Here is a 25,267-nt window from a genome sequence, read left to right as displayed (position 1 = left end):
GGTGGTCAAGGAGCGTGCGGGCAGGGCGGCTTCGTCCTCCTCCCGCATCCAACCACCCGTCGTGGAAGGGGGATTGGACCCGTGAAGGGTGACCGAGTCGAGATAGTCGTGGACGCCGGGGACACGACACGTACGTACGAGGTGGTGGCGAGCAGGGCGGGCCGCCGGGTGGAGACGGCAGTACGCCGAGGCGTCGTGGAAGTGAGCGAAGTCACCCGAAACGGGTCTGTGATCCGTACGGCCCGCTTCATGGCGAACCGGGTCCTGGCCCTGGTCGAGCAGCCGGTACCGCGTGAGGACAGCTCGGAAAAGCCCGGACACTTCGGACGCCCCCTCCGGGAAGACCCGGAGACGTAGGACCGCGTCTCCACCCAGGGGAGTACTCCCCGGGTGACCGCTCATCCTCCGGGAGGCCCGCCAATCGGTACGAGGGCATGACGCCCCGCACCCGCCGCGCCCCTAGATTTGAGGTCAAGCGGCGGGTGCAGCACTCGTCCCCCGAGGTCAGACACCCGCCGCTGCCAACGACAACTGAGAACGGTCAGGAGAGGGACCATGGCCTTCACGGCACCGCGGACGGCGATCCGCACGCAGGGACGCAAGGCGTACGCCGCGTTCCGCCCCCGCCGTACGGGCCGCCGCCACCCCCTGGTGGCAACGGCAATGGCCCTTCCCCTGGCGGTCCTGCTCCTCGTCGTCTTCGACGGCTGGGAGACAGTGGCCACACAGGCGTCGTCCGTGGGCGTGATGCTGGGGCGCTGAGCGGCGACCCCAGGCCCGGAAGAGCGGTCCGGGCGGGGACATCCACCCATAACCCCGTGGGGACGGGGGTGCGGCGGACGGCAAAATGCCGGCGCAGCTGGGGAGCTGCGCCGGCATTGCTTTGCCTGGGCGGCACGGGTGGGCGCTGGGATCCCCCTCCGGGGGAGCCGTACCCTCGCTGGCACCACCCCACCCCGAGGGAGACCCGTGACAACCCCGCTGCTCTCCGAGCTGACCGCCAAGGCCAGACACGCAGCCCACCCGCACGCCGACACCTGCGCCTGCGGGGCCACCGTCACCCTCGCCGACCGCCCCGACGCCACAGTCGTCCGGCACGCAGCCACCGTCGCCAAGGCCCACGCCCCGGGCACCGACCCTGTCGGACTCACCCCCCGCCTCACCACGGCGACCCGCATCCCCGACGTCCTGCTGCCCCCGCTCAGCCCGACGCCAGTCACCCTGCACGGCCGCCTCGTCACCTTCTGGCCGTACGGCACCCCCGTCGACCCCGACGCCCCGGACCAGGCTCCCTGGGAGGCCGCCGCCACCCTCCTCGCCCGCCTCCACCGCACCCCACCCCCCGTACCCCTCCCACCCATGCGCGGCCCGGCCAAGGCGGCCCGCGCCATCGCCCGTCTCCGCTCCGCCGGCCGCCCGCACCCCGCGGCACCCCTGGTCCTGCGCGCCTGGGCAGCCCTCCCCGCCTGGGCCCGCGCCGAGGCCCCCCTGCCGGACAGCAGCACCCTCTGCCACGGCGACCTCCACCTCGGCCAGCTCGTCCGCCACCCCGTACCCACCGGGCCCTGGCTGCTGATCGACATCGACGACCTCGGCGTGGGCCCCGCGGCCTGGGACCTGGCCCGCCCGGCCGCCTGGTACGCCTGCGGGCTGCTCACGCCCGACGAGTGGACCCGCTTCCTGACCGCCTACCGTGCGGCCGACGGCCCCGCCGTCCCGACGACCGGCGACCCCTGGCCCGCCCTGGACGTCCCCGCCCGCGCGCTCACCGTGCAGACCGCCGCCCTCGCCATCGCCAAGGCCGTCGCTGCGGACCGCCCCTTGGACGAGGTGGAACAGTCCCTCGTCGACGCCTGTGCCCGAATGGCTTCCCTCCCCGCCCACTTGCCCCGGAACGTCGCGAAGTAGGGTGCAACCGACCGCAGCCGGACAGAGTCTGTTCTGGCGATACGCGAAGCAGGACCGAACGGCGAGGAGTTGAGCCGAGCATGCAGTGTCCGAAGTGCCACGCGCCGATGCACACGTACAACCGCAACGGCGTCCAGATAGAGCAGTGCGCCAACTGCCGCGGGATCTTCCTGGACTACGGCGAGCTGGAGGCCCTGACCCGCCTCGAGTCCCAGTGGTCCCAACCGGGCCCGCCGCCCCCGCCCGCCGCGCAGTCCTACCCTGCCCCGCCCGCCCCCGCCTGGGGTGCCCCGCACGGCGGCCACCACGGGGGCCACCACGACAGCCGCCGCCACAAGAGCTTCGGTCGCATGCTGTTCTCCAGCTGAGCCCGGCACTACGTGCTCACGACGGAACCCCCGGCCGTACGAGACGGCCGGGGGTTCCGGGGCGTGTGGACGATACTGGGATTGAACCAGTGACCTCTTCCGTGTCAGGGAAGCGCTCTCCCGCTGAGCTAATCGTCCTCGGGACCATGATCACTCCACGTCACTCCGCGGAGCCGATCACGGGCACTGCGTGCGCGATACTGGGATTGAACCAGTGACCTCTTCCGTGTCAGGGAAGCGCTCTCCCGCTGAGCTAATCGCGCGGGGATCCTTGCGGATCGAGGTCCTTGCGGACCAGTGGACGATACTGGGATTGAACCAGTGACCTCTTCCGTGTCAGGGAAGCGCTCTCCCGCTGAGCTAATCGTCCTTGGAGGTGGAGACGGGATTTGAACCCGTGTAGACGGCTTTGCAGGCCGTTGCCTCGCCTCTCGGCCACTCCACCAGGAGTGTAGGGGACCGGGAGGATCCCCACTTCCTTCGAGCGGACGACGAGGCTCGAACTCGCGACCTCAACCTTGGCAAGGTTGCGCTCTACCAACTGAGCTACGTCCGCCTGTCGTTTCGGTCGGCTTGCGCGTCCCGGCGACGTGTTGAACTCTAGCGGATTCCGGGGCCAGTACAAAAACGCGTTTGTGCAGCGTGCTGCCCTGCACCTGGTCACGGACGCGGTCGGACCACCGGGAAGGACACGCCCGGGCCACCTGCGGGACACCCGCCATAGACTCGGCAACGTGCTCGACCTCCCTCCTCTCGCCCGCTTCGGCGACCGTGTCGCCACCGGCCTCCTCGATGTCACCAGCGACCCCTCGGCCCTGGACTCCGCCGGTTTCTGGGCCGTCGTCGCGGACTTCGAGGGCCGTCTGACCTGCGCGCGTTTCGCGGAGGTACGACAGGAGCCGGTACCCGCCCCGGTGCCGGGGCGGTGGCGAGGACCGGGCGTCGGTGACTGGACGTCGTCACTCGACCGTGCCGCGTACATGGCGGGCGTGCGCCGCATCCGTGAGCACATCGCGGCCGGCGAGGTCTACCAGGCGAACCTCTGCCGGGTGCTCTCCGCGCCGGTCGCACCGGACGCCGACGTGGACGCCCTCACCGCACTGCTGGCCCGCGGCAACCCGGCACCGTACGCAGGAACGATCCGGCTGCCGGAGCACGGCGTCGAGACGGCCACCGCGTCCCCGGAGCTCTTCCTGCGCCGCGCCGGCCGCACCGTCGAGTCCGGGCCGATCAAGGGCACCGGGCGCACCGAGGCGGACCTCTTGGCGAAGGACTACGCCGAGAACGTGATGATCGTGGACCTGGTCCGCAACGACATCGGGCGCGTCTGCGCCACCGGCACCGTGACCGTCCCCGACCTGTGCGCCGTGGAGAAGCACCCGGGACTGGTGCACCTCGTCTCCACCGTCCGCGGCGAGCTGCGTGCCGACGCGGGCTGGCCGGAACTGTTCGACGCCGCCTTCCCGCCCGGCTCGGTCACCGGTGCCCCCAAGTCGAGCGCCCTGCGGATCATCGACGCGCTGGAGACGGCACCCCGGGGGCCGTACTGCGGCGGCATCGGCTGGGTGGACGCCGACCGGGGAGTGGGCGAGCTGGCCGTCGGCATCCGCACTTTCTGGATCGACCGGGCGGAGGGCGTGCTGCGTTTCGGCACGGGCGCGGGTATCACCTGGGGGTCGGACCCCGAGGGGGAGTGGCGGGAGACCGAACTGAAGGCGGCCAGGCTGCTCGCGGTAGCGTCGGGGGCGTACGAGGTGAGTGGAGAGGGACTGACGACGTGCTGTGCCGGGGCGGGGGACACTCCCTGGATCCCCGGCCGGTCCGACGCCCCCGGTACCGACTTGCGAGGAAGCGACCAGTGAAGCTTTGGCTCGACGGCGGGCTGCAGGACATCGAATCCGCCCGCGTCTCCGTCTTCGACCACGGGCTGACCGTGGGCGACGGCATCTTCGAGACCGTGAAGGCGGTGGACGGCAGGCCGTTCGCGCTCACCCGGCACCTCGACCGGCTGACCCGCTCGGCCCGTGGCCTCGGCCTGCCCGACCCGGACCTCGACGAGGTCCGCCGCGGCTGCGCCGCCGTCCTCGAGGCCAACCCCATGCCGCTCGGCCGGCTGCGCATCACGTACACCGGCGGCCACGGCCCGCTCGGCTCCGACCGCGGCGAGCACGGCCCGACCCTGGTCGTCGCCCTCGGCGAGACCCCGCGCCGCCCCGATTCCACCGCCGTGATCTCGGTCCCCTGGACCCGCAACGAGCGCGGCGTGCTCACCGGCCTGAAGACGACCTCGTACGCCGAGAACGTCGTCGCCCTGGCCCGCGCCCACCAACAGGGCGCGTCGGAGGCGCTGTTCGCCAACACGGTCGGACAGCTCTGCGAGGGCACCGGCTCCAACGTCTTCGTCGTCCTCGACGGCGAGATCCACACCCCGCCCCTCGCCTCCGGCTGCCTCGCCGGCATCACGCGCGCGTTGACCGTCGAGTGGACCGGCGCCAAGGAGACGGACCTCCCGTTGGACGTCCTGGAGCGGGCGGAGGAGGTCTTCCTGACCTCCACGCTGCGCGACATCCAGGCCGTCCATCGCGTCGACGAGCGGGAACTGCCAAGCGCCCCGGGCCCGGTGACCGCCAAGGCCATGCGGATCTTCGACGAGCGCTCCGGGGACGACCTCGATCCCTGACGGCAGATGCCGCGGAAATTCGGCTGACGCGGATCGCCGCGGCGGGTAGAACACCCCTGATGACCACCACCCTGCGGCCGATCGAGCCGCTCCAGCGCGCGGCCGACGGGGCGCTGTCGCGCCACTACCACGTGTGCGTGAACGGCCGCCCCGTCGGCGCGATACACCTCGCGACACACGCCCTGTTCGGGCCCGCGGTCGCCCAGATCCGCGACCTGCGCATCGAGGAGGCGGACCGCAGACGCGGCCGGGGCACCGTGGCCGCGCTGGCCGCCGAGGAGGTGGCGCGCGGCTGGGGCTGCAGCCGGATCGAGATCACGGTGCCCGCCGACGCCGCCACGCTGCGGTTCGTCATAGCGCTCGGCTACGTCGAACGCAACCGCGGCATGGAGAAGGCCCTCGGCGCCATGGCGCCCGGACTTCCCGCGGGCAGCCGGGGCAGGCCCATGACGCCCGCGGAGTACGGGCCGTGGCTCGCCTGCAACAAGGCCCACTACGCGCAGAGCTGGATCGACCGCGGGGTGGCCGAGGACGAGGCGTGGACCAAGGCGGAACGGGACCACGCCGATCTGCTCCCGCACGGCGTCGCGACCGAGAACATGCTGCTCAGTGTCCTGGAGCACGAGGGCACCAGGGTCGGCACCCTGTGGCTCGCGCTGACCGAGGACATGGCGTACGTCTACTACGTCGAGGCCGACGAGCGCTTCCGGGGCCGGGGTCACGGCCGCTCACTGATGCTGCTGGCCGAGAGGCAGGCGGTGGACGCCGGGAAGGAAGTCCTGCGCCTCAACGTCTTCGCGGGCAACACTCCGGCCGAGCGGCTCTACGCGTCACTGGGCTACGTGCCGGTGAGGCACTTCCTGTACAAGAACCTGCTCTGAGCCCGGCTCCGGGTTCAACCCTGCTCGGCCAGCAGCCGGTCCGCGATCTCCTCGATGCGCTCGCGCAACCCCTCCTGGCTCTTGCCGCCGTCGAGACGCTCCCCTCCGATGACATACGTCGGGGTGCCGGTCACGCCGATCGCCTTGCCCTCGGCCTGGTCCGCGTCCACGATCAGGATGTGCCGGCCGTCGACGAGGGCGGTGTCGAACTCCTCGGCGTCCAGGCCGAGTTCACCGGCCACCTCGACCAGGAAGGGTTCCCCCCTACGGTCCAGCTCCTCCACCCGAGCCAGCACGGTCTCGACATACGGCCACCCCTGCCCCTGCTCCACGGCCTCCTCGGCGGCCTGCGCGGCGGCGAAGGCGTGCTTGTGCTTCTCCAGCGGGAAGTGCCGCAGCCGCAGCTCGAGCCGGTCGCCGTAGCGGGCGCGCAGCGCGCGGATGTCGTCCAGGGCGCTACGGCAGTCCGGGCACTGGAGTTCGCACCAGATGTCGAGGACGGGCGCGGGGCGGGTCGGGGAGGAGTCGTTCATGAACCCAGTCTCCCAGCCGCGGCTCGACCGGCCCAACCGGGACCTCGGACCGGTCCGGCCGCGGTTGCCGGAGCGCGTGCGGCCATACGTCCGAACCGGGACCTGCGGAGGAGCTGACCCGGAGATGTCCCTGATGTCCGGTCGGAGCATGGCCTGCGAGGGCGCGGGGGGTGCAGGATGGAAGGGGCGAAGCGCCCCCGCCCGACCGAGCCCGCATGGAGGACCGGATGATTGCCGAGACCGTCTGTTCCGCCGTTGCCGCGGCCGGCCTGGGCATCGCGGCGGTGACGGCGTACCGCAAGCGCTTCCTCACGGCCGCCCGTATCGCCGCCTACTCACTCGTCCCCCTGGGTCTGGTGATGACCGGGGTCGTTCAGTGGGCCGCCGACACCGCGTTCAGCCCCACGGCCTGGGCCGGCTTCGGCGTGCTCGGCGGCGCCTGGCTGCTGTTCGCCGGCACACGCGCGGTGGAGCGGCGCCGGGGCGGCACCCGCAAGGAGCGCAAGGCAGCCACGGCGGCCCAGTCCGACGCCCTGGCCCCGCAGGCCTCCGCGCCTTCGCTGGGTCCGGCCTCCCGTGCGACGGCCAGGCCCCAGCCGGGGCCCCGGGCCGATTCCGCGGACGACTTCAGCGACATCGAGGCCATCCTGAAGAAGCACGGCATATGACGTCGGCCCGGGGACTGAAACGAACCAGAGATCGCGTGCGGTCGTAAGCCGGACGGCCTGAGACACCGATCGTGCACAAGATCATGGAATTCGGCGAACTCCCGTATCTTCCGAGCGTGTTGATCGCGTCGGGGGTGTCTGCTGCGTCATCATCGCCCGCGAGATGCTGGACACGACACAGAGCGACGCCGCGCCGCCTCAGGACGAGCCGCGCGGGTGCCTTTTCGCCCTTTCCCAGCCACCGCTGATGATCTTCCTTGCGGTGATCGGGTGTCTGCTGCTCATGGCTGCGCTGCACGATCTGCTGCTGCTCTGAGCCGTACGCGCGGTCCCCGGCGCCACCCGCCGGGCACCGCGTCGGCACCGGTGTCCCGCTTCCGCCGACCGCCGCCCGTCCCGACCGCCGCCCGTCCCCCGGGCGCCGTCAGCCCGTCGCCTCCTTGCGCCGAGCCCGGTACGCGGCCACATGCAGGCGGTTTCCGCAGGTGCGGCTGTCGCAGTAGCGGCGCGAACGGTTGCGGGAGAGATCGACGAAGGCGCGCCGGCAGTCGGGGGCCTCGCAGCGCCGCAGCCGCTCCTGTTCCCCGGCGACCACGAAGAAGGCGAGCGCCATGCCGCAGTCGGCCGCGAGGTGATCGGCCACGGAGGCGCCGGGCGCGAAGTAGTGCACGTGCCAGTCGTAGCCGTCGTGGTCCGTGAGCCGGGGCGTGGTGCCGGCGGCGGCGACCAGATCGTTGATCATTCCGGCCGCGGTCCGGGCGTCCGCCGCCGCGAAGATCCCGGCGAACCGGCTCCGGATCTTGCGGACTGCCGAGAGGTCGAACTCCGAGAGCACCCCGACATCGCTGATCTCGTGCTTTCGTACAAAATCCGCGAGAGCCGCGACATCCGGCAGCCCGTCCGGCGTCGTGTCGTCCTCCGGTGCGGTGTTCACCAGATCGACCACGGTGTCGAGCGCGCACCGGGTGTCGTGGGTGATCAGCACGTTTCGCTCCCTGGCCTGGGGGGTCGGGCGGGCGCCCGCCGATGCTGGCCGATGGTAGTGGCTCGCGGAACGGCGCCCCACTGCCTGCGCCCCGCACCAGCCTGCGCCTGCCGGTAGAACGCCGGCCGGCGGCAGCGCGGTTCCCGGAAGGCGGGGCGGGGGCGAAACACGCGCACCGGCGCCGCCCCGCGGAGGTTCACGGTGGCGACGTCGGTGTGTGCCGTATGCGGTTGTCCTGGCCCGAGCCGTCTCCCCGAGTTGGACGGCGTCGGGCAGCTCTGTGAGGCCTCGCCTAGCTTTCCGCCAGAATGTGCGAGAGCTCCTGATCGAGATCGAAGTGCCGGTGCTCGGTGCCGGGTGGTACGGCGGCGTCGGTCCGCTTCAGGAACGACTCCAGGGCCCGCGCCGGGGCCTCGAGCAACGCCTCCCCCTCCGGGGAGCTCAGGGCGATGCACACGACGCCCTGACCGTGACTGCGCGACGGCCAGACGCGGACGTCGCCGGTGCCGGTGGGCCGGTGAAGCCCTTCGGCGAGGAGGTCGCGGGCGAACACCCACTCGACGGTTTCCTCGGCTCCGGTGTGGAAGGTGGCGTGCACGGCGTAGGGGTCGGCCGTGTCGTACCGCAGGCCTGCGGGGACAGGCAGGGAGGACTCGCTCGACACAACGAGGCGCAGGTGCAGCTCGCAGCTGACCGTGGTGTTCATAAGCGCCAGGGCCTTTCGCTCAGTGTGCGCTCGGGGATTCGCACGTCGGCGAAATCGACATGCCACCTACGGTGCCGTTGTAAACCCCTCTGAGTGTTTTGCGTGTCTTTACGTAACTCTTCCGGCCGAGAACCCGTTCGTCGGGTGCGTCCATTCCGGTGATCGGATTCGGTCGGGTAGGGTTTGGCCGTATGAACACGGGGAGTAGCGAGCCTGGCGAGGCGGCCGTGGCGGCGGACGAGACGAAGCGGGGCGAGGTGCAGCACGAGCGGGGGCTCGGCTCGAGGGCACCGGAATTCATCAAGGGGCGCCGACTGCTCCATGTGAGCTGGCAGGTCGGCGTCTTCCTCGTGGGCCTGGCGGTCGTGGTCGGCGGCATCATCCTGCTGCCGCTGCCCGGACCGGGCTGGGTGATCATCTTCGGCGGCATGGCGATCTGGGCGACCGAGTTCGTCTGGGCCCAGCTGGTCCTGCGCTGGACCAAACGCAAGGTCACCGAGGCGGCCCAGCGCGCCCTCGATCCCAAGGTGCGGCGACGCAACATCATCCTGACGACGATCGGCTGCGTGATCATCGGTGTCCTCGCCGGTGTCTACCTCTGGAAGTTCGGCCTCATGATGCCGTGGAAGATCGAGAACCAGTGATCCGCTGATCCGTGGGCAGGGCCTGTCCGGCGGATCAGGTCGCAGGAAACCGGCGGTGACTCATCGGCGCAGATGGGCGTGCCGAGCCCCGCGTCTGCGGCATGATCCGCCGGCCGGGCCCTGGGGCGCGGGTACCGGCCGACGCCGGTCACAGGCACCGCCTGACATGGGGTAATGTTCTTCCTGCGCCCGGGCGATTAGCTCAGTGGGAGAGCGCTTCGTTCACACCGAAGAGGTCACTGGTTCGAACCCAGTATCGCCCACCATCCGAAGACGGCGGCCCACCTGCGAGAGTGCAGGTGGGCCGCCGTCGTTCGCGCGGGCGGCGGTGCCCGCTCCGAGCCCGGCAGTGATCATCGTCTGCGGGCCGAACCTCACCGCGTGGCCGACGCGCCCGCTCCGAGCCCACCTCGATCAGTGTCTGCGGGCCGCACCTCACCGCGCCTGAGTGGGTCCAAGGCCCGCTTCGTCACGGATCGGTTCACCACCCGTGCCCGCCCGCCGGCCGTCCTGCCGACGCCCACCCCTCCGACGTCTTTCAGTCGAACGCCACACCCGTACGGCACCCCGCCCGCCGTCCGACCAGCCGACCGCACCCGTCTCACCTGCGGCGTCACCTCACGCCTCCCGCCCCCCGGCCCCCGAATCGCGTCGGATCACGGAGCCGCTCCGCAAGAAAATCCTGTCCGAATCATTGACGCACTCCGAGGCCCCTCGTAGCTTGTGCCAGCAAGCGCTTACTTGAAACGATTCATGCAGTCGGCAATGACGCTGCGGGGAGGGGGCCCAACCATGGGAACCAGCAGGAATGTTGAGAGGCGTACGATCCTGAAGGTGGCTGGGGCCTCGGCAGCCATGCTCGGGCTGGGTGCCACGACCGCGTGCGGTGGCGGTAGCGGTTCCGGAGACGGAACGGTGACACTCCGTTACGCGTGGTGGGGTGGCGAGCCGCGCACCATCGCCATCAAGAAGACGATCGCGCTCTTCGAGAAGAAGCACCCGAAGATCAAGATCAAGCCGGAATTCACCGACTACGAGGCCTTCTGGGAGAAGTTCCAGACCCAGGCCTCCGGCGGGAATCCGCCGGACGTTTTCCAGAATGCGGTCGGCTTTCTGCGCAAGTACGACAAGCGCGGCGTTCTGATGGACCTCAAGACGCAGGCGGACGCCGGGAATCTGAGCCTGGAGAACTTCCGCAACGGCGTTCTGGCGAACGGTCAGGTCGATGGCAAGCAGATCGGCATACCCGTCGGCGCCAACACCATGGCGCTCGTCATCGACCTCAAGGCCTTCGAGAAGGCGGGCGTGGAGGCGAAGTTCGGCTGGACCTGGGACGAGTACTTCGACGCGCTGCAGACGATCCAGGACAAGCTGAAGATCGCCGGTGACACCGGCTACTTCAGCATCATGTACCTCTACGACCTGTACCTGCGTCAGAACGGCAAGGCCTTCTTCACCGACTCCGATCTCGGCTTCACCGAGGACGATCTGACGCAGTGGTGGGAGGACGGCTACAAGCGTGTGAGGTCCGGGCTCGTCGCCGACCCGAAGAAGGTCGAGCAGGTCAAGCCCTTGTCCGCGCTCTCGGCGGGGCTCGCGGCGTCCGAGTTCACCTGGGACAACTTCTCCATCCGCTACGAGGGCGAGGGTGAGTCCGACTACGGCCTCGCGCCGATCCCCACCACGGACGGCAAGGACACCGGCCAGTACCTCGGTTCGCTGATGCTCAGCGCCTTCTCCGGGACCAAGCACCCCAAGGAGGCCGCCCAGTTCATCGACTTCATGGTCCATGACCCCGAGGTCGGCAAGATCATGGGCTACGACCGCGGCATCCTCGCCACGACCGAGCAGTACGAGGCGTTCACGCCCACCGACGACAACAACAAGGGCGTCAAGGCGTACGAGGAGGAGGTCGCCGCGGCCGGTGTCCTCGGGAAGATCACCCCGCACCCCTCCGGTACGGACGTCATCGAGGTGGCGTTCCTGCGCCTCGGCGGTGAGGTCGCCCAGGGCAAGACCAAGCCGGCCGACGCCGCGAAGGCGCTGTTCAGCGAGGCCAAGGCCGCGTTCGCGGGCTGAGGGGACGTACCACCATGACGCTCGTCAAGGAAGCGCCCGCGCGCCCGGCGAAGAAGCGGCCCGCCGCTCCTGCCGCCGGGCGGCGCGGGCGGCGCCGCGAGAACCTCGCCGGCTATCTCTTCATGTCGCCGTGGATCGCGGGCTTCCTGCTGCTCACGGCGGGGCCGATGATCGCGTCGCTGTACTACGCGTTCACCAGCTACAACCTGTTCACGCCGCCCCAGTGGGTGGGGCTGGACAACTTCACGACGATGTTCCAGGACCCGCGCTGGCAGAAGTCGGTCGAGGTCACGCTGAAGTACGTCGTCGTGGCCACACCGCTGAAGCTGCTGCTCGCGCTCGGAGTGGCGCTGCTGCTCGCGCAGAAGCGGCGCGGACAGGGCCTGTACCGGGCCGCGTTCTACATGCCCTCGCTCATCGGTGCCAGCGTCTCCGTGGGCTTCGTGTGGCGGGCGCTGTTCTCGGACGACGCGATCGTGGACCGTACGCAGAAGATCTTCGGGCTCGACGCGGGCGGCTGGATCGGCAACCCGGACTACGTCATCTACGCCCTGGTGGCGCTGAGCATCTGGCAGTTCGGCGCGCCGATGGTCATCTTCCTGGCCGGCCTCAAGCAGGTCCCGCAGGAGCTGTACGAGGCCGCCGAGGTGGACGGGGCCGGTCCGCTGCGGCGGTTCTGGAACATCACGCTGCCGATGATCTCCCCGGTGCTGTTCTTCAACGTGCTGCTGGAGTCCATCCACGCGTTCCAGGTGTTCGGCTCCGCGTACGTCGTCTCCGACACCCGGTGCGGGCCCGCCGACGCCACGCTCGTCTACACCTGTTACCTCTACCAGAAGGGCTTCAAGGAGGCCCAGATGGGCTTCGCCTCCGCGATGGCCTGGACGCTGGTGATCGCGGTGGCGCTCGTCACGGCGGTCCTGTTCTGGTCGCAGAAGAAGTGGGTGCACTACGAGGAGGCCGCCAAGTGACCAGTGCCACCAGCCCTGCCCTGCACACCGCGAACGAGCGGCGGCGCTTCGGATCGATCGCCTGGCACGTGGGCGCGCTCGTCGTGCTCGCGGTCGTCCTGTATCCCGTGATCTGGGTGGTCGGTGCCTCGTTCAAGCCGAGCAAGGACATCATCGCCAGCCTCGACCTGCTGCCCACCGAACCGGTCTGGGCGAACTTCTCCGGGCTCGCCGACGGCATCTCCGGCATCCCCATCACCAGCTTCTTCACCAACTCGCTGATGTACGCGGTCCTGGCCGTGGTCGGTGTGGTGCTGTCCAGCTCGCTGACCGCGTACGCCTTCGCCAAGATCCGGTTCGCCGGGCGGAACCTGCTCTTCACGCTGATGATCGGCACGCTGCTGCTGCCGTACCACGTGCTGCTCATCCCGCAGTACGTGCTCTTCCGCAACCTCGAGCTCACCGACACCCTGGTGCCGCTCGTCGCGGGCAAGTTCCTGGCCACGGAAGCCTTCTTCGTGTTCTTGATGGTGCAGTTCATGCGCGGCCTCCCCAAAGAACTCGACGAGGCTGCCAAGCTCGACGGCTGCGGGCATCTGCGCACCTACTGGTCGATCGTGCTGCCGCTGAGCCGGCCCGCGATCATCACCAGCGCGATCTTCACCTTCATCAACGCCTGGAACGACTTCATGGGGCCGTTGATCTACCTCAACACCCCGGAGAAGTACACCGTTTCGCTCGGCCTGATGATGTTCCGCGACCAGGAGGGCGTCTCCAACTACGGCAGCATGATCGCGATGTCGCTGGTGGCGCTGATACCGGTCATCGCCTTCTTCATGGCCTTCCAGCGCTACCTCATCGACGGTATGGCGACCTCCGGACTGAAGGGCTGAGGCGGTCACCATGGCGCAAGCACGCGTGAAGGCACGAGCCCCGCGCAAGGAGTCCGTGTTCGGCGAGCGCTTCGCGGTCTTCGCCGAGTGCCTGCTCACGGGCGTGTGGATCGCCGTGGCCTGTCTCGGGGTCGTCACCTACCCTGCGGCCTTCGCCGCCGGGGCGCGGCATCTGCGGCGTAGTACGGCCCACGAGGGCGGCGGTCGGCGGGAGTTCGTTATGGACTTCCGGGCGGCCGTGCGCGGTGGGTGGATCGTCGGGCTCGCCGGGTGGGCGGCGGTGGCCGCGGTCTGGGTGGACGTCCAGGCCGCGCGCGCCGGAATTCCCGGCGGGCCGTTCGTCGGGGCGGTCGGCCTGTTCGCGCTGATCGGGCTCACCGTCGCCGGGCTGCGCGCGGCGGCGGTGTGGACGCCGGGCGCCCGGTGGCGGGCGCTGCTGGCGGACGCCGGGCGCCGGACGGTCCTGGACCCGGCCGGGTCCTTCCTGCTCGTCGGCGGACTGGCGGTCGTCGCCTGTTCCGCCCTGTTCGTCGCGCCGCTGGCGGTCCCCGTCCTCGGGGCCGTCGCGGCGGCGGCGGTCGCCGTGGAGGAGCGGTACCGGCACCGCTGACCCCGGTGGTGCACCAGGTCGGCGCCCCCAGGGCGTCGTACCTCTCTCTGTCATGCCCCTGACCACCCTGCACTCGCACGGAAAGGAAAGGCCATGTCCCCCATCCCCCGTAGGTCCCTCCTCAAGACGGCCGCCGTCGCCGGCGCCGCCGCGCAGTTCAGCTGGGCGCTCGGATCGACCGCACAGGCCGCGCCCAGATCCGCACCCGCCGATGCGGACCCGGTCACACTGAACTGGCTGGAGGACGGCGGTCTCGGCGCCGCTCCCGGCTCCACGGTGGGCGTGCCCTGGCCGAAGGGCGCCTGTCGGGAGGACCAGACCTTCGCGCTCACGGACGAGGACGGCAAGGCGGTCCCCGTGCAGTCGTGGCCGCTTGCCCACTGGCCCGACGGCTCCCTCAAGTGGACCGCGCACGCGGTGAGTTCGGGCTCCGGCAAGCTCACGCTGACGGCCGGGGAGTCCGCCGCCCCCGAGAAGAAGGTCACCGTCGACAAGAGCGGCGGCACCATCGACATATCGACCGGTGTCATCACCGCAAAGATCGGCAAGTCGGGCTCCACCCTCGTAAAGTCGGTCACTCGCGGCTCCACCGAGATCGCCACGAACGGGCGGCTCGTGCTGCTGCGCCAGCCGGAGGTCGAGGACGGCGACCAGGGCACGGTGAAGTACGAGCGCTTCGAGAGCGCCGTCTCCGAGGTCACCGTCGAGCAGGAGGGCCCCGTCCGCGCGGTCGTCCGCATCGACGGCAAGCATCGCAAGGGAGACCGGAGTTGGCTGCCGTTCTCCATCCGGCTCTACTTCTACGCCGGCGCCGACTCCTTCCGCATGGTGCACACCATCACCTACGACGGCACCCAGGAGCCCGGCAAGGCCAGCGGCGACTTCATCCGCGGCATCGGCGTCCGTTTCACCGTGCCGATGCGCGACGCGGCCTACGACCGGCACATCCGCATCGGCGGTGAGGGCACCGGTCTGCTGCGTGAGGCCGTCAAGGGCATCACCGGGCTGCGCCGCGACCCGGGGGCGGCGGTGCGGACGGCCCAGTTCGAGGGCAGGAAGCTGCCGGACCCGTCGACGTGGGACCAGCGGGTCACCACCCGCCTCCAGTACATCCCCGAGTGGGGCGACTACACCCTCTCGCAGCTGTCCGCCGACGGCTTCGCCGTCCGCAAGCGCACCAAGAAGGGCTACGGCTGGATCCCCGCGGGCGGCGGCCGGAGGGCCAGCGGATTCGGTTACGTCGGCGGCGCGAGCGGCGGGTTCGCCTTCGGGTTGCGCGACTTCTGGGAGAAGTTCCCCGCCCAGCTCGACATCCGCGACGCCCACACCGACGAGGCCGAGGTCACCCTCTGGCTCTGGTCGCCCGAGGCGCAGCCCATGGACCTGCGCTTCTACCACGACGGCATGGGTCAGGACACCTACCCCGAGCAGCTCGAAGGCCTCAACATCACCTACGAGGACTACGAACCGGGCTTCGGCACCCCCTACGGCATCGCCCGCACCAGCGAACTCCTCTTCTGGGCCCACGAGTCCACGCCCGACGCCGAGCAGATGGCCAAGCAGGTGGAGGCCGTCCGCACCCCGCCGCAGCTCGCCGCCCCGCCCCGGCAGCTCATCAAGGCGGGCGTCTTCGGCAAGCTGTTCTCCGAGCCGGACCGCTCCACCGCCGCCAAGGCGAAGATCGAGGACCACCTCGACTTCCTCTTCACCTACTACAAGGACCAGGTGGAGATGCGCCGTTGGTACGGCTTCTGGGACTACGGCGACATCATGCACAGCTACGACCCCAGCCGCCACCAGTGGTGCTACGACGTAGGCGGCTACGCCTGGGACAACTCCGAGCTCTCGCCCGACCTGTGGCTCTGGTTCGCGTACATGCGCTCGGGCCGCGCCGACATCTTCCGCTTCGCCGAGGCGATGACCCGGCACACCGGCGAGGTCGACGTCTACCACATCGGCAAGTGGGCGGGCCTGGGCACCCGCCACGGCGTCCAGCACTACGCCGACAGCGCCAAGCAGCAGCGCATCGCCAACACCACCTACCGGCGCTACTACTACTTCCTCACCGCCGACGAGCGCGTCGGTGACCTCATGCACGCCAACGTCGACTCCGACGAGACCTTCCTCGTCCTCGACCCCATCCGCAAGATCCGCACCGAGCCGTACACCCCCGACCGCAACGCGCTGTCCATCGGCTTCGGTACCGACTGGAGCGGCCTCGTCTCCGCCTGGCTCACCGAGTGGGAGCGGCGCGGCCCCAAGTGGGAGAAGGCCAAGGCGCGGGTCCTGTCCACCATGGAGACCATCGCCGCCCAGCCCAACGGCTTCGTCCAGGGCACTGCGCTGTACGACCTGGACACCGGGAGGTTCGCCATCGCCGACAAGCCCGTGGTCGGGGTGTCGCACCTCTCCGCGATGTTCGGCCTGGTCGAGCTGTGCGCCGAGCTGATCGACCAGATCGACATGCCGAAGTTCAAGGAGGCCTGGCTCGACTACTGCCGCTACTTCAACGCCACCAAGGCGGAGCAGAAGGCCCGTTACGGCTCCGACTTCGGGTCCCTGCTGCTCTTCCAGGGCCACTCGCGCCAGGACGCCTACGCCGCCGTCCAGTCCGGCGACGACACGCTGGCCGCCCGCGCGTGGCAGCAGTTCTACAACAGCCGGGACACCTGGGACTACAAGGAGTCCACCGACTGGTCCACGAAGAAGATCGAGGGCCCGACCGCCCTGGTCCCGGGCAGCGAGGCGGCCTGGGTGTCCACCAACGCCACCGCGCTGTACGGGCTGGCGGCGATCCAGAACCTGGCACTGGTCGGCGACAAGATGCCCTCGTAGGAAACCGTGAGAAGAGCGCCGCCGCACGGGCGGCGGCGCTCGCTCTGGAGTGTGGCCCACGTCACTCGGTGCGCCATGAGTACGCGTACTCAGAAGGTACTCAGACGCGGTGGGGAATGTCCCTGTACGGGCACACTCTGCGCATGGACTGGACCCACTACCGCTTCCGCAGCTTGTGGCCCCTGCCCGTCCTGCCCGCCACCGTGTACGGCGTGCTGGCGCGGCCGGAGGGCTACCCCCGCTGGTGGCGTCAGGTGCGCGAGGTCCAACGGGTCGACGACACCACGGGCGTGATCCGGATCCGGTCGCTCCTCCCGTACGACATGACCTTCACGGCCCGAGAAGTGCGCCGCGACCCGGCGGCCGGGGTGCTGGAGGTCGCGATGTCCGGCGACATCGAGGGCTGGGCGCGCTGGACGGTCACGTCGGCCGACGGTGGGTGTCTCGTCCGCTACGACCAGGTGGCCGACGTGACCAAGCCGCTGCTCAGGCGGTTCGCCGTACCGGGCCGGCCGGTCTTCCGGGGCAACCACCGGCTGATGATGCGGGCCGGACGGCGTGGCCTGCTGGCGTACCTCGAAGCGGTTTGAACCAGACCGGCGGACACCTGTATTGTTCAGTGCGTTCCCGGGCGATTAGCTCAGTGGGAGAGCGCTTCGTTCACACCGAAGAGGTCACTGGTTCGAACCCAGTATCGCCCACCGGGAAAGGCCGGTCCGCAGCAGCGGACCGGCTTTTTTTGTGTCTCCTACGCCGCCGCCGGCAGGTCCGGGCGCAGTGGCCACGCCGGGTCCACCGCCTCCTCGCTGCCGCTGCGGGCGAACCACGCCTGCAGGCCACGCGCCTGTGCCGCATGCCACACCGCCTGCAGGGGATGCAGCTCGGCGGGGGTGAGGCGTTCCAGCCGTGACGGAAAACGGCGGCCTATGGCCCGTACGACCTCCAGCGCGGCCAGCGCGTCCGCGGCCGCGTCGTGCGCACCGTCCAGGGCGACGCCGTAGTGCGCACACAGATCGGTCAGGGTGCGACGGCCCTTGCGGTAGCGGTCCAGGTGCTTGTCCAGGACCCGGGGGTCGAGGACGAGCAGGGGCACCGACTCGAACCAGTGGCCCAGCGACGAGGCCCGGTGCCGACGCAGCTCACGGTCGAGGAGCGTCAGGTCGAACGGTGCGTTCATCACCACCAACGGTCGCCCGGCCGACGCCTGTTCGGCCAGCTCGGTGGCTATCTCCTGCATCACCGGCGCCGGCCAGCGGCCGTTGCACGCCAGGTGATCCTCCGTCAGCCCGTGCACCGCCGTCGCCTCGGCGGGTACGGGTACGCCCGGGTTCACCAGCCAGTGGCTCACCCGGGGCCGCGTGCCAGGGGCGTCCTGGACGACGAGGGCGGCCGACACGATCCGGTCGGTCTCGACGTCCACGCCCGTTGTCTCCGTGTCGAATGCCGCCAGAGGGCCCTCGTACCAGCACGTCATACGTACACAACTCCTCGTTCACCCATGGCAGCTGACGCCCCGTCTTCTGCCCGTTTGGTGATACCCGGACCGTTTGCGCCGTACGCCGGGAGGAGACAACAGAAGTACGGGTCCGCGCAGTTCAGCGGGCCCTCGCGGGGACATCACTTTGCTTGGAAGGCTGTTGGTCATGGCGATAGCGCAGCCCGAGCGGGGCGGGCTGCTGCCCGAACGCACGGGCCCCCATCGCGGTTCACTCGCCACCACCGCCTGCATGGAGACACTGCAGGTGGGTTATCTGCACGCCGTCGCGGCCGCCGCCGGCTGCTCGCTCTCCCAGCCCTTCCCGGACAACGGCATCGACTGGCACGTCAGCCACAGCGCGCCCGGGCACACGGTCGACGACGAGGTCACCATCAAGGTGCAGCTCAAGGCCACGTACCAGATCGCACCGAACCCGCCCGGGCGTTTCTTCTCCTTCACACTCGACAACGACCACCTGGCGAAACTCGCCCGCACTCCGGTCTCGGTGCACAAGATCCTGGTCGTGATGCTCGTCCCGCGGTCGCAGGACGAGTGGCTGCGCGCCAGCCACGACCGGCTCGACCTGAGACACTGCTGCTACTGGGTCAACCTCGCCGGGCACGCCATCACCGGCCGGCACCGGACCAACGTCCGCATACCGACCTCACGCATCTTCGACGACCGGGCGCTGTGCGAGATCATGACGCGGGTCGGGACGGGAGGCAGACCGTGACGCACCGCCCGCTCGACGAGCCATCGAGGCCGGTCCGGCCGCATCCCCAGGCGCCGTGGAACGAGCCGCCGCCGGAGCCCGGCCAGGTCGACCCCGCCGTGCTCGGCGCGCTGCTGCACCGGCACGGCTGGCAGCGCCGGGGCGGCGCCGTCGGACGCTACGGCCGCTGGACGCCGCCGGGGCCCGGCGGCAACGGCACCAGCCTGCTCGTGCCGGAGAGCCGCGCCTTCCCCGACAGCGAGGACCTGCTCGCCGAGGCGCTCGTCGCGCTCTCCCGCAGCGCGACGCCGTCGGCGCGCGAGGTGCTGGTCGGGCTCACCGTGCCCAGCGACGAGATCCGCTGGTGGCGGGACGTGCCGAGCGGGCCGGCCGGAGCCGCGTCCTGGACCGTCGAGGAACAGCTGCGCGCCGCTGCCCGTCAGATGCTGCTCGCCGGTGCCCTCGCCACACGCGCGCGTGCCGGCTACTACGGTGCCCGGCACAAGCGCGCCGCCGCCTCGATGCTGCAGAGCGTCCTGGTCGGCGCCGCGACCGGCGGCCGCCGCCTCACCGCGTTCGTGCCCGTCGCCCCGGGGCGCCCGCTCGCCGTACGCCTCCACCAGGCGCTCTACGCCGTCCGCGAGGCCATCGACTACCAGCGGGCCACCGGTGGCATGGACGCCTTCGACGGCGCCGTCGAGGCCGGCGTCAGCCGCGAGCTCACCGAGGCCCTCATCACCCTCGTCCGCGGGACGGAGGGCGCCCGGGTCGCCGTCGAGTGGGCGCCGGGCGCCGGAGTCCCCGAGGGCGCCGCCGCCCCCGACGAGGCGGTCGAGTTCTCGCCGGGCGACCTGCCCGTGCTGCGCGAGGCCGGGACCCGCTATCTGCGCGAGGAGCCGTCCGTGCCGGTGCGGATCACCGGCGAGGTGGTCCGGATGCGCAGGTCGGAGCGGCGCGGCGAGGGCACTGTACGGCTGCGGGTGCTCGCCGGAGCCGAGATCCCGCACGTCCGGCTGACGCTGGACGAGGAGGACTACCGGATCGCCGGTCAGGCCCACCTCGTCGGACTGCCGGTGCGGGTGCACGGGCGGCTGGAGAGCAGGGGCGGCTTCCGCCGGCTGACCGGCGCCTGTGGCGTCGTACCCGTGCAGGTGGACGAGGCGGAGCGGGACCGGCTGATGAAGTCGCTGCAGGAGAATCTCGACTTCTTCGAGGAGGCGTGCAGCGGGGACTGATTTCGCCTGGGGTGGTCCGGGGTCGGTACGATCCCTTATTGCGCGCGCTCTCGGTATGGCGCCGCATCCATCTTCAGTCAGGAGAGACCGGTGTCAGACGTCCGTGTGATCATCCAACGCGATTCCGAGCGGGAAGAGCGCACGGTGACGACGGGCACTACGGCCGCCGAGCTCTTCGCCGGCGAGCGCTCGATCATCGCCGCGCGCGTGGGCGGCGAGCTCAAGGACCTGGCGTATGCGCTGGCAGAGGGTGACAAGGTCGAGCCGGTGGAGATCTCCTCCGAGGACGGCCTGAACATCCTGCGCCACTCCACCGCGCACGTCATGGCGCAGGCCGTGCAGGAGCTCTTCCCCGAGGCCAAGCTGGGCATCGGCCCGCCGGTCAAGGACGGTTTCTACTACGACTTCGACGTCGAGAAGCCGTTCACGCCCGAGGATCTCAAGGCCATCGAGAAGAAGATGCAGGAGATCCAGAAGCGCGGCCAGCGTTTCTCGCGCCGGGTCGTCACCGATGAGGCCGCGCGCGAGGAGCTGGCGAACGAGCCGTACAAGCTGGAACTGATCGGCCTCAAGGGCTCCGCGTCCTCCGAGGACGGCGCCGACGTCGAGGTCGGCGCCGGCGAGCTGACGATCTACGACAACCTGGACGCCAAGACCGGCGAGCTGTGCTGGAAGGACCTCTGCCGCGGTCCCCACCTGCCCTCCACCCGCCTCATCCCGGCGTTCAAGCTGATGCGCAACGCGGCCGCCTACTGGCGCGGCAGCGAGAAGAACCCGATGCTCCAGCGCATCTACGGCACCGCCTGGCCGTCGAAGGACGAGCTGAAGGCGTACCTGGAGTTCCTCGCCGAGGCCGAGAAGCGCGACCACCGCAAGCTCGGCTCCGAGCTCGACCTGTTCTCCATCCCGGAGCAGATCGGCTCCGGCCTCGCCGTCTTCCACCCCAAGGGCGGCATCATCCGCCGCGTGATGGAGGACTACTCGCGGCGCCGCCACGAGGAAGAGGGCTACGAGTTCGTCTACACCCCGCACGCCACCAAGGGGAAGCTCTTCGAGACCTCGGGCCACCTGGACTGGTACGCCGAGGGCATGTACCCGCCCATGCAGCTCGACGAGGGCGTGGACTACTACCTCAAGCCCATGAACTGCCCGATGCACAACCTGATCTTCGACGCGCGCGGCCGTTCCTACCGCGAACTGCCGTTGCGTCTCTTCGAGTTCGGGACCGTGTACCGGTACGAGAAGTCGGGCGTCGTGCACGGCCTGACCCGCGCCCGCGGCTTCACCCAGGACGACGCGCACATCTACTGCACGCGTGAGCAGATGTCCGAGGAGCTGGACAAGACGCTCACCTTCGTCCTCGGCCTGCTGCGGGACTACGGTCTGACCGACTTCTACCTGGAGCTGTCCACCAAGGACCCGGAGAAGTTCGTCGGCTCGGACGAGGCCTGGGAGGAGGCGACGGAGACCCTCCGCCAGGTTGCCGAGAAGCAGGGTCTGCCGCTGGTCCCGGACCCGGGCGGTGCCGCCTTCTACGGCCCCAAGATCTCCGTCCAGACCAAGGACGCCATCGGCCGCACCTGGCAGATGTCGACCATCCAGCTCGACTTCAACCTGCCCGAGCGCTTCGACCTGGAGTACACGGCCGCGGACGGCTCCAAGCAGCGCCCGGTCATGATCCACCGCGCGCTGTTCGGTTCCATCGAGAGGTTCTTCGCGGTGCTCCTGGAGCACTACGCGGGCGCCTTCCCGGCCTGGCTCGCCCCCGTCCAGGCGATCGGCATCCCGATCGGCGACGCGCACGTCGAGTACCTGGAGAAGTTCGCCACGGCCGCGCGCAAGAAGGGCCTGCGGGTCGAGGTGGACTCCTCCTCCGACCGGATGCAGAAGAAGATCCGCAACGCCCAGAAGCAGAAGGTGCCGTTCATGGTCATCGCGGGTGACGAGGACATGGCCAACAACGCCGTCTCCTTCCGCTACCGCGACGGCTCGCAGGAGAACGGCATCCCGTTCGACGAGGCCATCGCGAAGATCGGCAAGGTCGTCGAGGAGCGGGTGCAGGTCTGACGCGGACGCGGCCGAGGGCCTCCGGGATTTCAGCTCCCCGGGGGCCCTCCCTCGTCCCCGGCCCGGGCGAAGCGCTGCATCAGCCAGGACGAGAACGACCCCACGACCGCGCCCAGCAGGGCCAGGCCGCAGCCCATCAGGCCCACCGCGACGAGCCGACCCAGCAGGGTCACCGGGACGACGTCGCCGTAGCCGACGGTCGCCAGTGTGGAGGCCGCCCACCACAGCGCGTCGCCGAACGTACGGATCGTCGCGCCAGGAGCGGTGTGCTCGACGTGGTACACGGACAGGGCCGCAGTGAGGCCCAGCAGGGCGGACGACAGGCCCGCGTACATCATCACCCTCGCCTGGACGGGCAGCCGGGGTGCCGCCTGCCGGCGGTCCTGCACGGCGTCATGGACCCGTACGATGCGCACCGGCCGCAGCAGGGGCAGGAGCACCACCAGCGAGTCCAGCCAGTGCCGGTGGACGAAGCGCGGCCCCTCGCCGCTGAACCGCCAGCGCACCGCGTAGTCGACGACGAAAAGCGCCCAGGACGCGTACGTCACTGCCAGACACAGATCTCGCACCTCCCCGGGCAGCCCCTCGCCCAGGACCCGAGTCCCGTACGAGACGAGAAAGAGCAGGGAGGCAGCCGTGAGCGGGATCTCCGCCCGCCGCTCCCAGCGGGCCGTGCGGCTGTCGTCGTCCATCGGCCCAGCTTGGCCCCGGGCCGTTTCGCGGCGCCCCCGGCGACACGCCGCGAACGAGCGAAGCCATATGCTGCACAGCATGACGAGTGAGCCGGAGCAGCAGATCGGAGTGGGGACGCAGGACGCGTTCCAGCGCCTGTGGACGCCCCACCGGATGGCGTACATCCAGGGCGAGAACAAGCCCACCGGTCCGGGGGCCGACGACGGCTGCCCCTTCTGCTCCATCCCGGCCAAGTCCGACGAGGACGGGCTGATCGTCCGGCGCGGTGAGCAGGTGTACGCCGTGCTGAACCTGTACCCGTACAACGGCGGCCACCTCATGGTCGTGCCCTATCGGCATGTCGCCGACTACACGGACCTGACCGGGCCCGAGACCGTTGAGCTGGCCGCGCTGACGAAGCAGGCGATGACGGCGTTGCGGACCGCGTCCGGGGCGCACGGGTTCAACATCGGAATGAATCAGGGGACCGTGGCCGGGGCCGGGATCGCCGCGCATCTCCACCAGCACATCGTGCCGCGCTGGGGCGGGGACACCAATTTCATGCCGGTGGTGGGGCATACGCGGGTGCTGCCGCAGCTGCTGGCCGACACCCGCAAGATGCTGGCGGAGGCCTGGCCGGCGGCGTGAGCCGCGGGTTCTGATACACCGCCCGCGGCTTGACGAGGGGGACTACGCGTCGTAAAGGTCCGCCTTCTTCGGAGCCGGGTCCTGGATCGCCGTGCTGAGGAAAGCAGACCGCGTCCCGAACTTCTCCGTGTCCACGCCGTTCTCCTCGAGGACCCGGATCGCCGCCGAGTGCACCACCCGCAGCACCGGTGTGGCCGCCCGCAGCGCGTCGTCGGCCATGAAGCGGTGGCGCCAGGGCTTGTCGGCCCAGGCGTGCCGCAGGCCGAACGGCTCCGGCAGGGTGAGGGTGCCGCCGAGCCAGTTCAGCAGCGGGGGATACCAGGTCAGAGGTGCCCGAGCCGCCAGCCGTACCACCTCGTCGGTGTCGACCAGCGGAAGCTTCACCGTCCGCGTCTCCCACCGCTTGAGCGACTTCTGTACCGCCTTCTCCTTGGCCTCCGGCTTCGAGGTGAACAGGCCGTGCACGGGCCCCAGCGCATGCCCGGTGACCTCGATGCGCAGCGTCTCGTACAGCACGGTCACCGTGATCAGCATGGTGATCACCAGCTGCCCCTCCCACAGCGTCCACTGCACGCCCAGGTAGTGCCGGTCTCCGCTGCCGAACTGCTGCTTGTTGCAGATGTCCTGTATGGCGTGCGACTTGACCTGGTAGGCGTCCACATCGGTGCCCTCCGGCCGGGACACCGCCTTCGCGTTCTCCCCGATCGGCGTGACGACCCAGTGCCGTATCGACGGCTTCGTGAAGCCGCCCGTGTTCAGCGGACCGCGCTCCAGCATGCGCAGCTGGTCGTGGATCGACCGTATGACGTCCCAGCTGCGGAAGGGATGGATCTCCCGGTCGGGATCGGCCGGCGTCAGATCCTCGGCGAGCTGCCAGCTGCCCCAGCGCGTGCCCATGCCGAGTATGCCCTTGGGCCCGGCGTAGAAGACGGAGTTGGACTGCTGCTCGGCGCTGAGCCGGGCCAGGGACTGACGCAACTGTTCGGCCGCGGTCTCCCCGGGGCTGCTCGGCACCGCCTCGGGCACCTTCGCGCCGACGCTGCTGCCCGAGAGCAGGCTGTCCCAGCGCTCCCGCAGGTCCTTCGCCGTGCGCTCGCAGATCTGCCGGGCCCAGAACCAGCCGATCACCGGCAGCACGACCGACGCGCGCGCGTACCAGGCCCAGAATCCCGTGAAGGGCATCTGGATCAGGAAGATCACGGCGAGCGCGCCCACCGCGACGAGCAGCGTGGTCGCGAGCGTCGAGGCCCGCTTGTCCTCGCGCTTGGCGATGGTGGAGCGGATCGTGAACACCATCAGCCACACCAGGAGGCCGGGCAGGAAGAGCAGCCCGCACAGCACCATGACGACCGTGAGCAGGTTGTCGCGCTGCCGGCGGATGCGGTTCGCGGCGAGACAGTGCTCGACGACCACCTGGGGTTCGGTGCCGAAGGACTGGATCAGCGGCTTGCGGTCGGAGCCGAGCATCCGGTCGACCACCGCGCGGGAGAACGCCTCACCGAGATTGGGCCGGAAGATCTTCGCCCACTTCTGGCCCGGTTTCACGGTCGATTCGTGCCACTCGTTGTTGGCCTTGAGTATCTCCTCGACCTCGTTGTCCCGGTACGCCGCAGAGGCCAGCGCGAACGTCGCCGTCTGCCCCTCGTCGCCCGTGCGCGGCACCTGCGGCCCGAAGATGTCCGCGTAACCGCTGTCAACGGTCATTCCCGCCCCCGA

Annotated in this window: 26 protein-coding genes and 7 tRNA genes; 22 read left to right on the top strand and 11 right to left on the bottom strand. The window is 70.0% G+C overall.

Annotated features, from left to right (window positions below):
- Window positions 1-81 precede the first annotated feature (81 nt).
- From ACFV7R_RS08840 to ACFV7R_RS08825, 4 genes are all read left to right on the top strand, one after another.
- The gene (locus ACFV7R_RS08840) at window positions 82-357 is read left to right on the top strand and encodes a hypothetical protein (RefSeq protein WP_385261533.1); all 276 of its coding nucleotides are present in this window, start codon (window positions 82-84) and stop codon (window positions 355-357) included.
- 198 nt (window positions 358-555) lie between these two features.
- The gene (locus tag ACFV7R_RS08835; RefSeq protein ID WP_129796873.1) at window positions 556-762 is read left to right on the top strand and encodes a hypothetical protein; all 207 of its coding nucleotides are present in this window, start codon (window positions 556-558) and stop codon (window positions 760-762) included.
- A gap of 207 nt (window positions 763-969) precedes the next feature.
- On the top strand, window positions 970-1,908 hold the full coding sequence (locus ACFV7R_RS08830; protein ID WP_385261530.1) for an aminoglycoside phosphotransferase family protein: 939 nt from the start codon (window positions 970-972) through the stop codon (window positions 1,906-1,908).
- A gap of 80 nt (window positions 1,909-1,988) precedes the next feature.
- On the top strand, window positions 1,989-2,276 hold the full coding sequence (locus ACFV7R_RS08825) for a zf-TFIIB domain-containing protein (RefSeq protein ID WP_385261528.1): 288 nt from the start codon (window positions 1,989-1,991) through the stop codon (window positions 2,274-2,276).
- Between the two features lie 66 nt (window positions 2,277-2,342).
- Here ACFV7R_RS08825 and ACFV7R_RS08820 read toward each other — a convergent pair.
- The 5 genes from ACFV7R_RS08820 to ACFV7R_RS08800 all read right to left on the bottom strand — a co-directional run bounded on the left by ACFV7R_RS08820 (window position 2,343) and on the right by ACFV7R_RS08800 (window position 2,832).
- Window positions 2,343-2,414 (bottom strand) — tRNA-Val (locus tag ACFV7R_RS08820).
- Window positions 2,415-2,467: 53 nt separating this feature from the next.
- A tRNA-Val gene (locus ACFV7R_RS08815) sits at window positions 2,468-2,539 on the bottom strand.
- 35 nt (window positions 2,540-2,574) lie between these two features.
- Window positions 2,575-2,646: transfer RNA gene (locus ACFV7R_RS08810), tRNA-Val, on the bottom strand.
- A 1-nt stretch (window position 2,647) separates the two neighbouring features.
- Window positions 2,648-2,721: transfer RNA gene (locus ACFV7R_RS08805), tRNA-Cys, on the bottom strand.
- A 38-nt stretch (window positions 2,722-2,759) separates the two neighbouring features.
- Window positions 2,760-2,832 (bottom strand) — tRNA-Gly (locus ACFV7R_RS08800).
- A 178-nt stretch (window positions 2,833-3,010) separates the two neighbouring features.
- Between ACFV7R_RS08800 and ACFV7R_RS08795 the strand changes: the two genes are divergently transcribed.
- Genes ACFV7R_RS08795 through ACFV7R_RS08785 form a run of 3 tightly spaced genes read left to right on the top strand, consistent with a single transcriptional unit; the run spans window position 3,011 to window position 5,837 of the window.
- Window positions 3,011-4,138, top strand: coding sequence for a chorismate-binding protein (locus ACFV7R_RS08795; protein WP_385261526.1), 1,128 nt, complete (start codon window positions 3,011-3,013; stop codon window positions 4,136-4,138).
- Window positions 4,135-4,956: an aminotransferase class IV gene (locus tag ACFV7R_RS08790; RefSeq protein WP_385261524.1), complete on the top strand. Its 822-nt coding sequence runs from the start codon at window positions 4,135-4,137 to the stop codon at window positions 4,954-4,956. The genes ACFV7R_RS08795 and ACFV7R_RS08790 overlap by 4 nt, the downstream gene beginning before the upstream one ends.
- Before the next feature lie 59 nt (window positions 4,957-5,015).
- Complete coding sequence (locus ACFV7R_RS08785; RefSeq protein WP_385261521.1) at window positions 5,016-5,837, top strand: GNAT family N-acetyltransferase; 822 nt, start codon at window positions 5,016-5,018, stop codon at window positions 5,835-5,837.
- Window positions 5,838-5,851: 14 nt separating this feature from the next.
- Here ACFV7R_RS08785 and ACFV7R_RS08780 read toward each other — a convergent pair whose 3' ends face one another.
- Complete coding sequence (locus ACFV7R_RS08780) at window positions 5,852-6,370, bottom strand: DsbA family protein (protein ID WP_385261518.1); 519 nt, start codon at window positions 6,368-6,370, stop codon at window positions 5,852-5,854.
- 227 nt (window positions 6,371-6,597) lie between these two features.
- On the opposite strand from ACFV7R_RS08780, the gene ACFV7R_RS08775 reads away from it, so the two are divergent.
- Window positions 6,598-7,038, top strand: a complete 441-nt coding sequence (locus ACFV7R_RS08775; protein ID WP_385261515.1) for a hypothetical protein — start codon at window positions 6,598-6,600, stop codon at window positions 7,036-7,038.
- A gap of 163 nt (window positions 7,039-7,201) precedes the next feature.
- Window positions 7,202-7,354, top strand: coding sequence for a hypothetical protein (locus ACFV7R_RS08770; RefSeq protein WP_020138043.1), 153 nt, complete (start codon window positions 7,202-7,204; stop codon window positions 7,352-7,354).
- A gap of 108 nt (window positions 7,355-7,462) precedes the next feature.
- Here ACFV7R_RS08770 and ACFV7R_RS08765 read toward each other — a convergent pair whose 3' ends face one another.
- Both ACFV7R_RS08765 and ACFV7R_RS08760 read right to left on the bottom strand, forming a co-directional pair.
- Window positions 7,463-8,023: a CGNR zinc finger domain-containing protein gene (locus ACFV7R_RS08765; RefSeq protein WP_129796866.1), complete on the bottom strand. Its 561-nt coding sequence runs from the start codon at window positions 8,021-8,023 to the stop codon at window positions 7,463-7,465.
- 292 nt (window positions 8,024-8,315) lie between these two features.
- Window positions 8,316-8,729 (bottom strand): SsgA family sporulation/cell division regulator, encoded by a 414-nt coding sequence (locus tag ACFV7R_RS08760; RefSeq protein WP_004002642.1) that lies wholly within the window; start codon window positions 8,727-8,729, stop codon window positions 8,316-8,318.
- Window positions 8,730-8,920: 191 nt separating this feature from the next.
- Between ACFV7R_RS08760 and ACFV7R_RS08755 the strand changes: the two genes are divergently transcribed.
- From ACFV7R_RS08755 to ACFV7R_RS08715, 9 genes are all read left to right on the top strand, one after another.
- Window positions 8,921-9,373, top strand: coding sequence for a TIGR02611 family protein (locus tag ACFV7R_RS08755; protein ID WP_385261512.1), 453 nt, complete (start codon window positions 8,921-8,923; stop codon window positions 9,371-9,373).
- Between the two features lie 191 nt (window positions 9,374-9,564).
- Window positions 9,565-9,639, top strand: a tRNA-Val gene (locus ACFV7R_RS08750).
- A 526-nt stretch (window positions 9,640-10,165) separates the two neighbouring features.
- Window positions 10,166-11,452, top strand: a complete 1,287-nt coding sequence (locus ACFV7R_RS08745) for an extracellular solute-binding protein (RefSeq protein WP_385261510.1) — start codon at window positions 10,166-10,168, stop codon at window positions 11,450-11,452.
- Window positions 11,453-11,466: 14 nt separating this feature from the next.
- Window positions 11,467-12,423, top strand: coding sequence for a carbohydrate ABC transporter permease (locus ACFV7R_RS08740; protein ID WP_385261507.1), 957 nt, complete (start codon window positions 11,467-11,469; stop codon window positions 12,421-12,423).
- Entirely contained in the window at window positions 12,420-13,295 is an 876-nt protein-coding gene (locus tag ACFV7R_RS08735; RefSeq protein WP_385261504.1) for a carbohydrate ABC transporter permease, read from the top strand. Before ACFV7R_RS08740 ends, ACFV7R_RS08735 begins: the two co-directional genes overlap by 4 nt.
- 10 nt (window positions 13,296-13,305) lie before the next feature.
- Window positions 13,306-13,905, top strand: a complete 600-nt coding sequence (locus ACFV7R_RS08730) for a hypothetical protein (RefSeq protein WP_385261501.1) — start codon at window positions 13,306-13,308, stop codon at window positions 13,903-13,905.
- A 93-nt stretch (window positions 13,906-13,998) separates the two neighbouring features.
- Entirely contained in the window at window positions 13,999-16,740 is a 2,742-nt protein-coding gene (locus ACFV7R_RS08725; RefSeq protein ID WP_385261499.1) for a Tat pathway signal sequence domain protein, read from the top strand.
- Between the two features lie 143 nt (window positions 16,741-16,883).
- Complete coding sequence (locus ACFV7R_RS08720; RefSeq protein WP_385261498.1) at window positions 16,884-17,330, top strand: SRPBCC family protein; 447 nt, start codon at window positions 16,884-16,886, stop codon at window positions 17,328-17,330.
- A 39-nt stretch (window positions 17,331-17,369) separates the two neighbouring features.
- Window positions 17,370-17,441, top strand: a tRNA-Val gene (locus tag ACFV7R_RS08715).
- Window positions 17,442-17,488: 47 nt separating this feature from the next.
- Here ACFV7R_RS08715 and ACFV7R_RS08710 read toward each other — a convergent pair.
- A complete protein-coding gene (locus ACFV7R_RS08710) occupies window positions 17,489-18,214 on the bottom strand; it encodes a 3'-5' exonuclease (RefSeq protein WP_385261495.1) in 726 nt (241 codons plus the stop codon).
- 169 nt (window positions 18,215-18,383) lie between these two features.
- Between ACFV7R_RS08710 and ACFV7R_RS08705 the strand changes: the two genes are divergently transcribed.
- The 3 genes from ACFV7R_RS08705 to thrS all read left to right on the top strand — a co-directional run bounded on the left by ACFV7R_RS08705 (window position 18,384) and on the right by thrS (window position 22,231).
- Window positions 18,384-18,950, top strand: coding sequence for a DUF4365 domain-containing protein (locus ACFV7R_RS08705; protein ID WP_129796857.1), 567 nt, complete (start codon window positions 18,384-18,386; stop codon window positions 18,948-18,950).
- Window positions 18,947-20,164: a hypothetical protein gene (locus ACFV7R_RS08700; protein ID WP_129796856.1), complete on the top strand. Its 1,218-nt coding sequence runs from the start codon at window positions 18,947-18,949 to the stop codon at window positions 20,162-20,164. Before ACFV7R_RS08705 ends, ACFV7R_RS08700 begins: the two co-directional genes overlap by 4 nt.
- Before the next feature lie 90 nt (window positions 20,165-20,254).
- Complete coding sequence (gene thrS / locus ACFV7R_RS08695; protein ID WP_385261494.1) at window positions 20,255-22,231, top strand: threonine--tRNA ligase; 1,977 nt, start codon at window positions 20,255-20,257, stop codon at window positions 22,229-22,231.
- Window positions 22,232-22,260: 29 nt separating this feature from the next.
- On the opposite strand, the gene ACFV7R_RS08690 is transcribed toward thrS, so the two are convergent.
- Entirely contained in the window at window positions 22,261-22,923 is a 663-nt protein-coding gene (locus ACFV7R_RS08690) for a potassium channel family protein (protein ID WP_385261492.1), read from the bottom strand.
- A 67-nt stretch (window positions 22,924-22,990) separates the two neighbouring features.
- On the opposite strand from ACFV7R_RS08690, the gene ACFV7R_RS08685 reads away from it, so the two are divergent.
- Window positions 22,991-23,551, top strand: coding sequence for an HIT family protein (locus tag ACFV7R_RS08685; RefSeq protein ID WP_385261490.1), 561 nt, complete (start codon window positions 22,991-22,993; stop codon window positions 23,549-23,551).
- Window positions 23,552-23,593: 42 nt separating this feature from the next.
- Here ACFV7R_RS08685 and ACFV7R_RS08680 read toward each other — a convergent pair whose 3' ends face one another.
- Entirely contained in the window at window positions 23,594-25,255 is a 1,662-nt protein-coding gene (locus tag ACFV7R_RS08680) for a hypothetical protein (protein ID WP_385261489.1), read from the bottom strand.
- Window positions 25,256-25,267 lie beyond the last annotated feature (12 nt).

The sequence above is a fragment of the Streptomyces sp. NPDC059866 genome, from assembly GCF_042731325.1.
Classification (GTDB): Bacteria; Actinomycetota; Actinomycetes; order Streptomycetales; family Streptomycetaceae; genus Streptomyces; species Streptomyces flavusporus.
The sequence above is the reverse complement of the archived record's forward strand: the minus strand, read 5'-3'. Positions and strand labels throughout refer to the sequence as shown.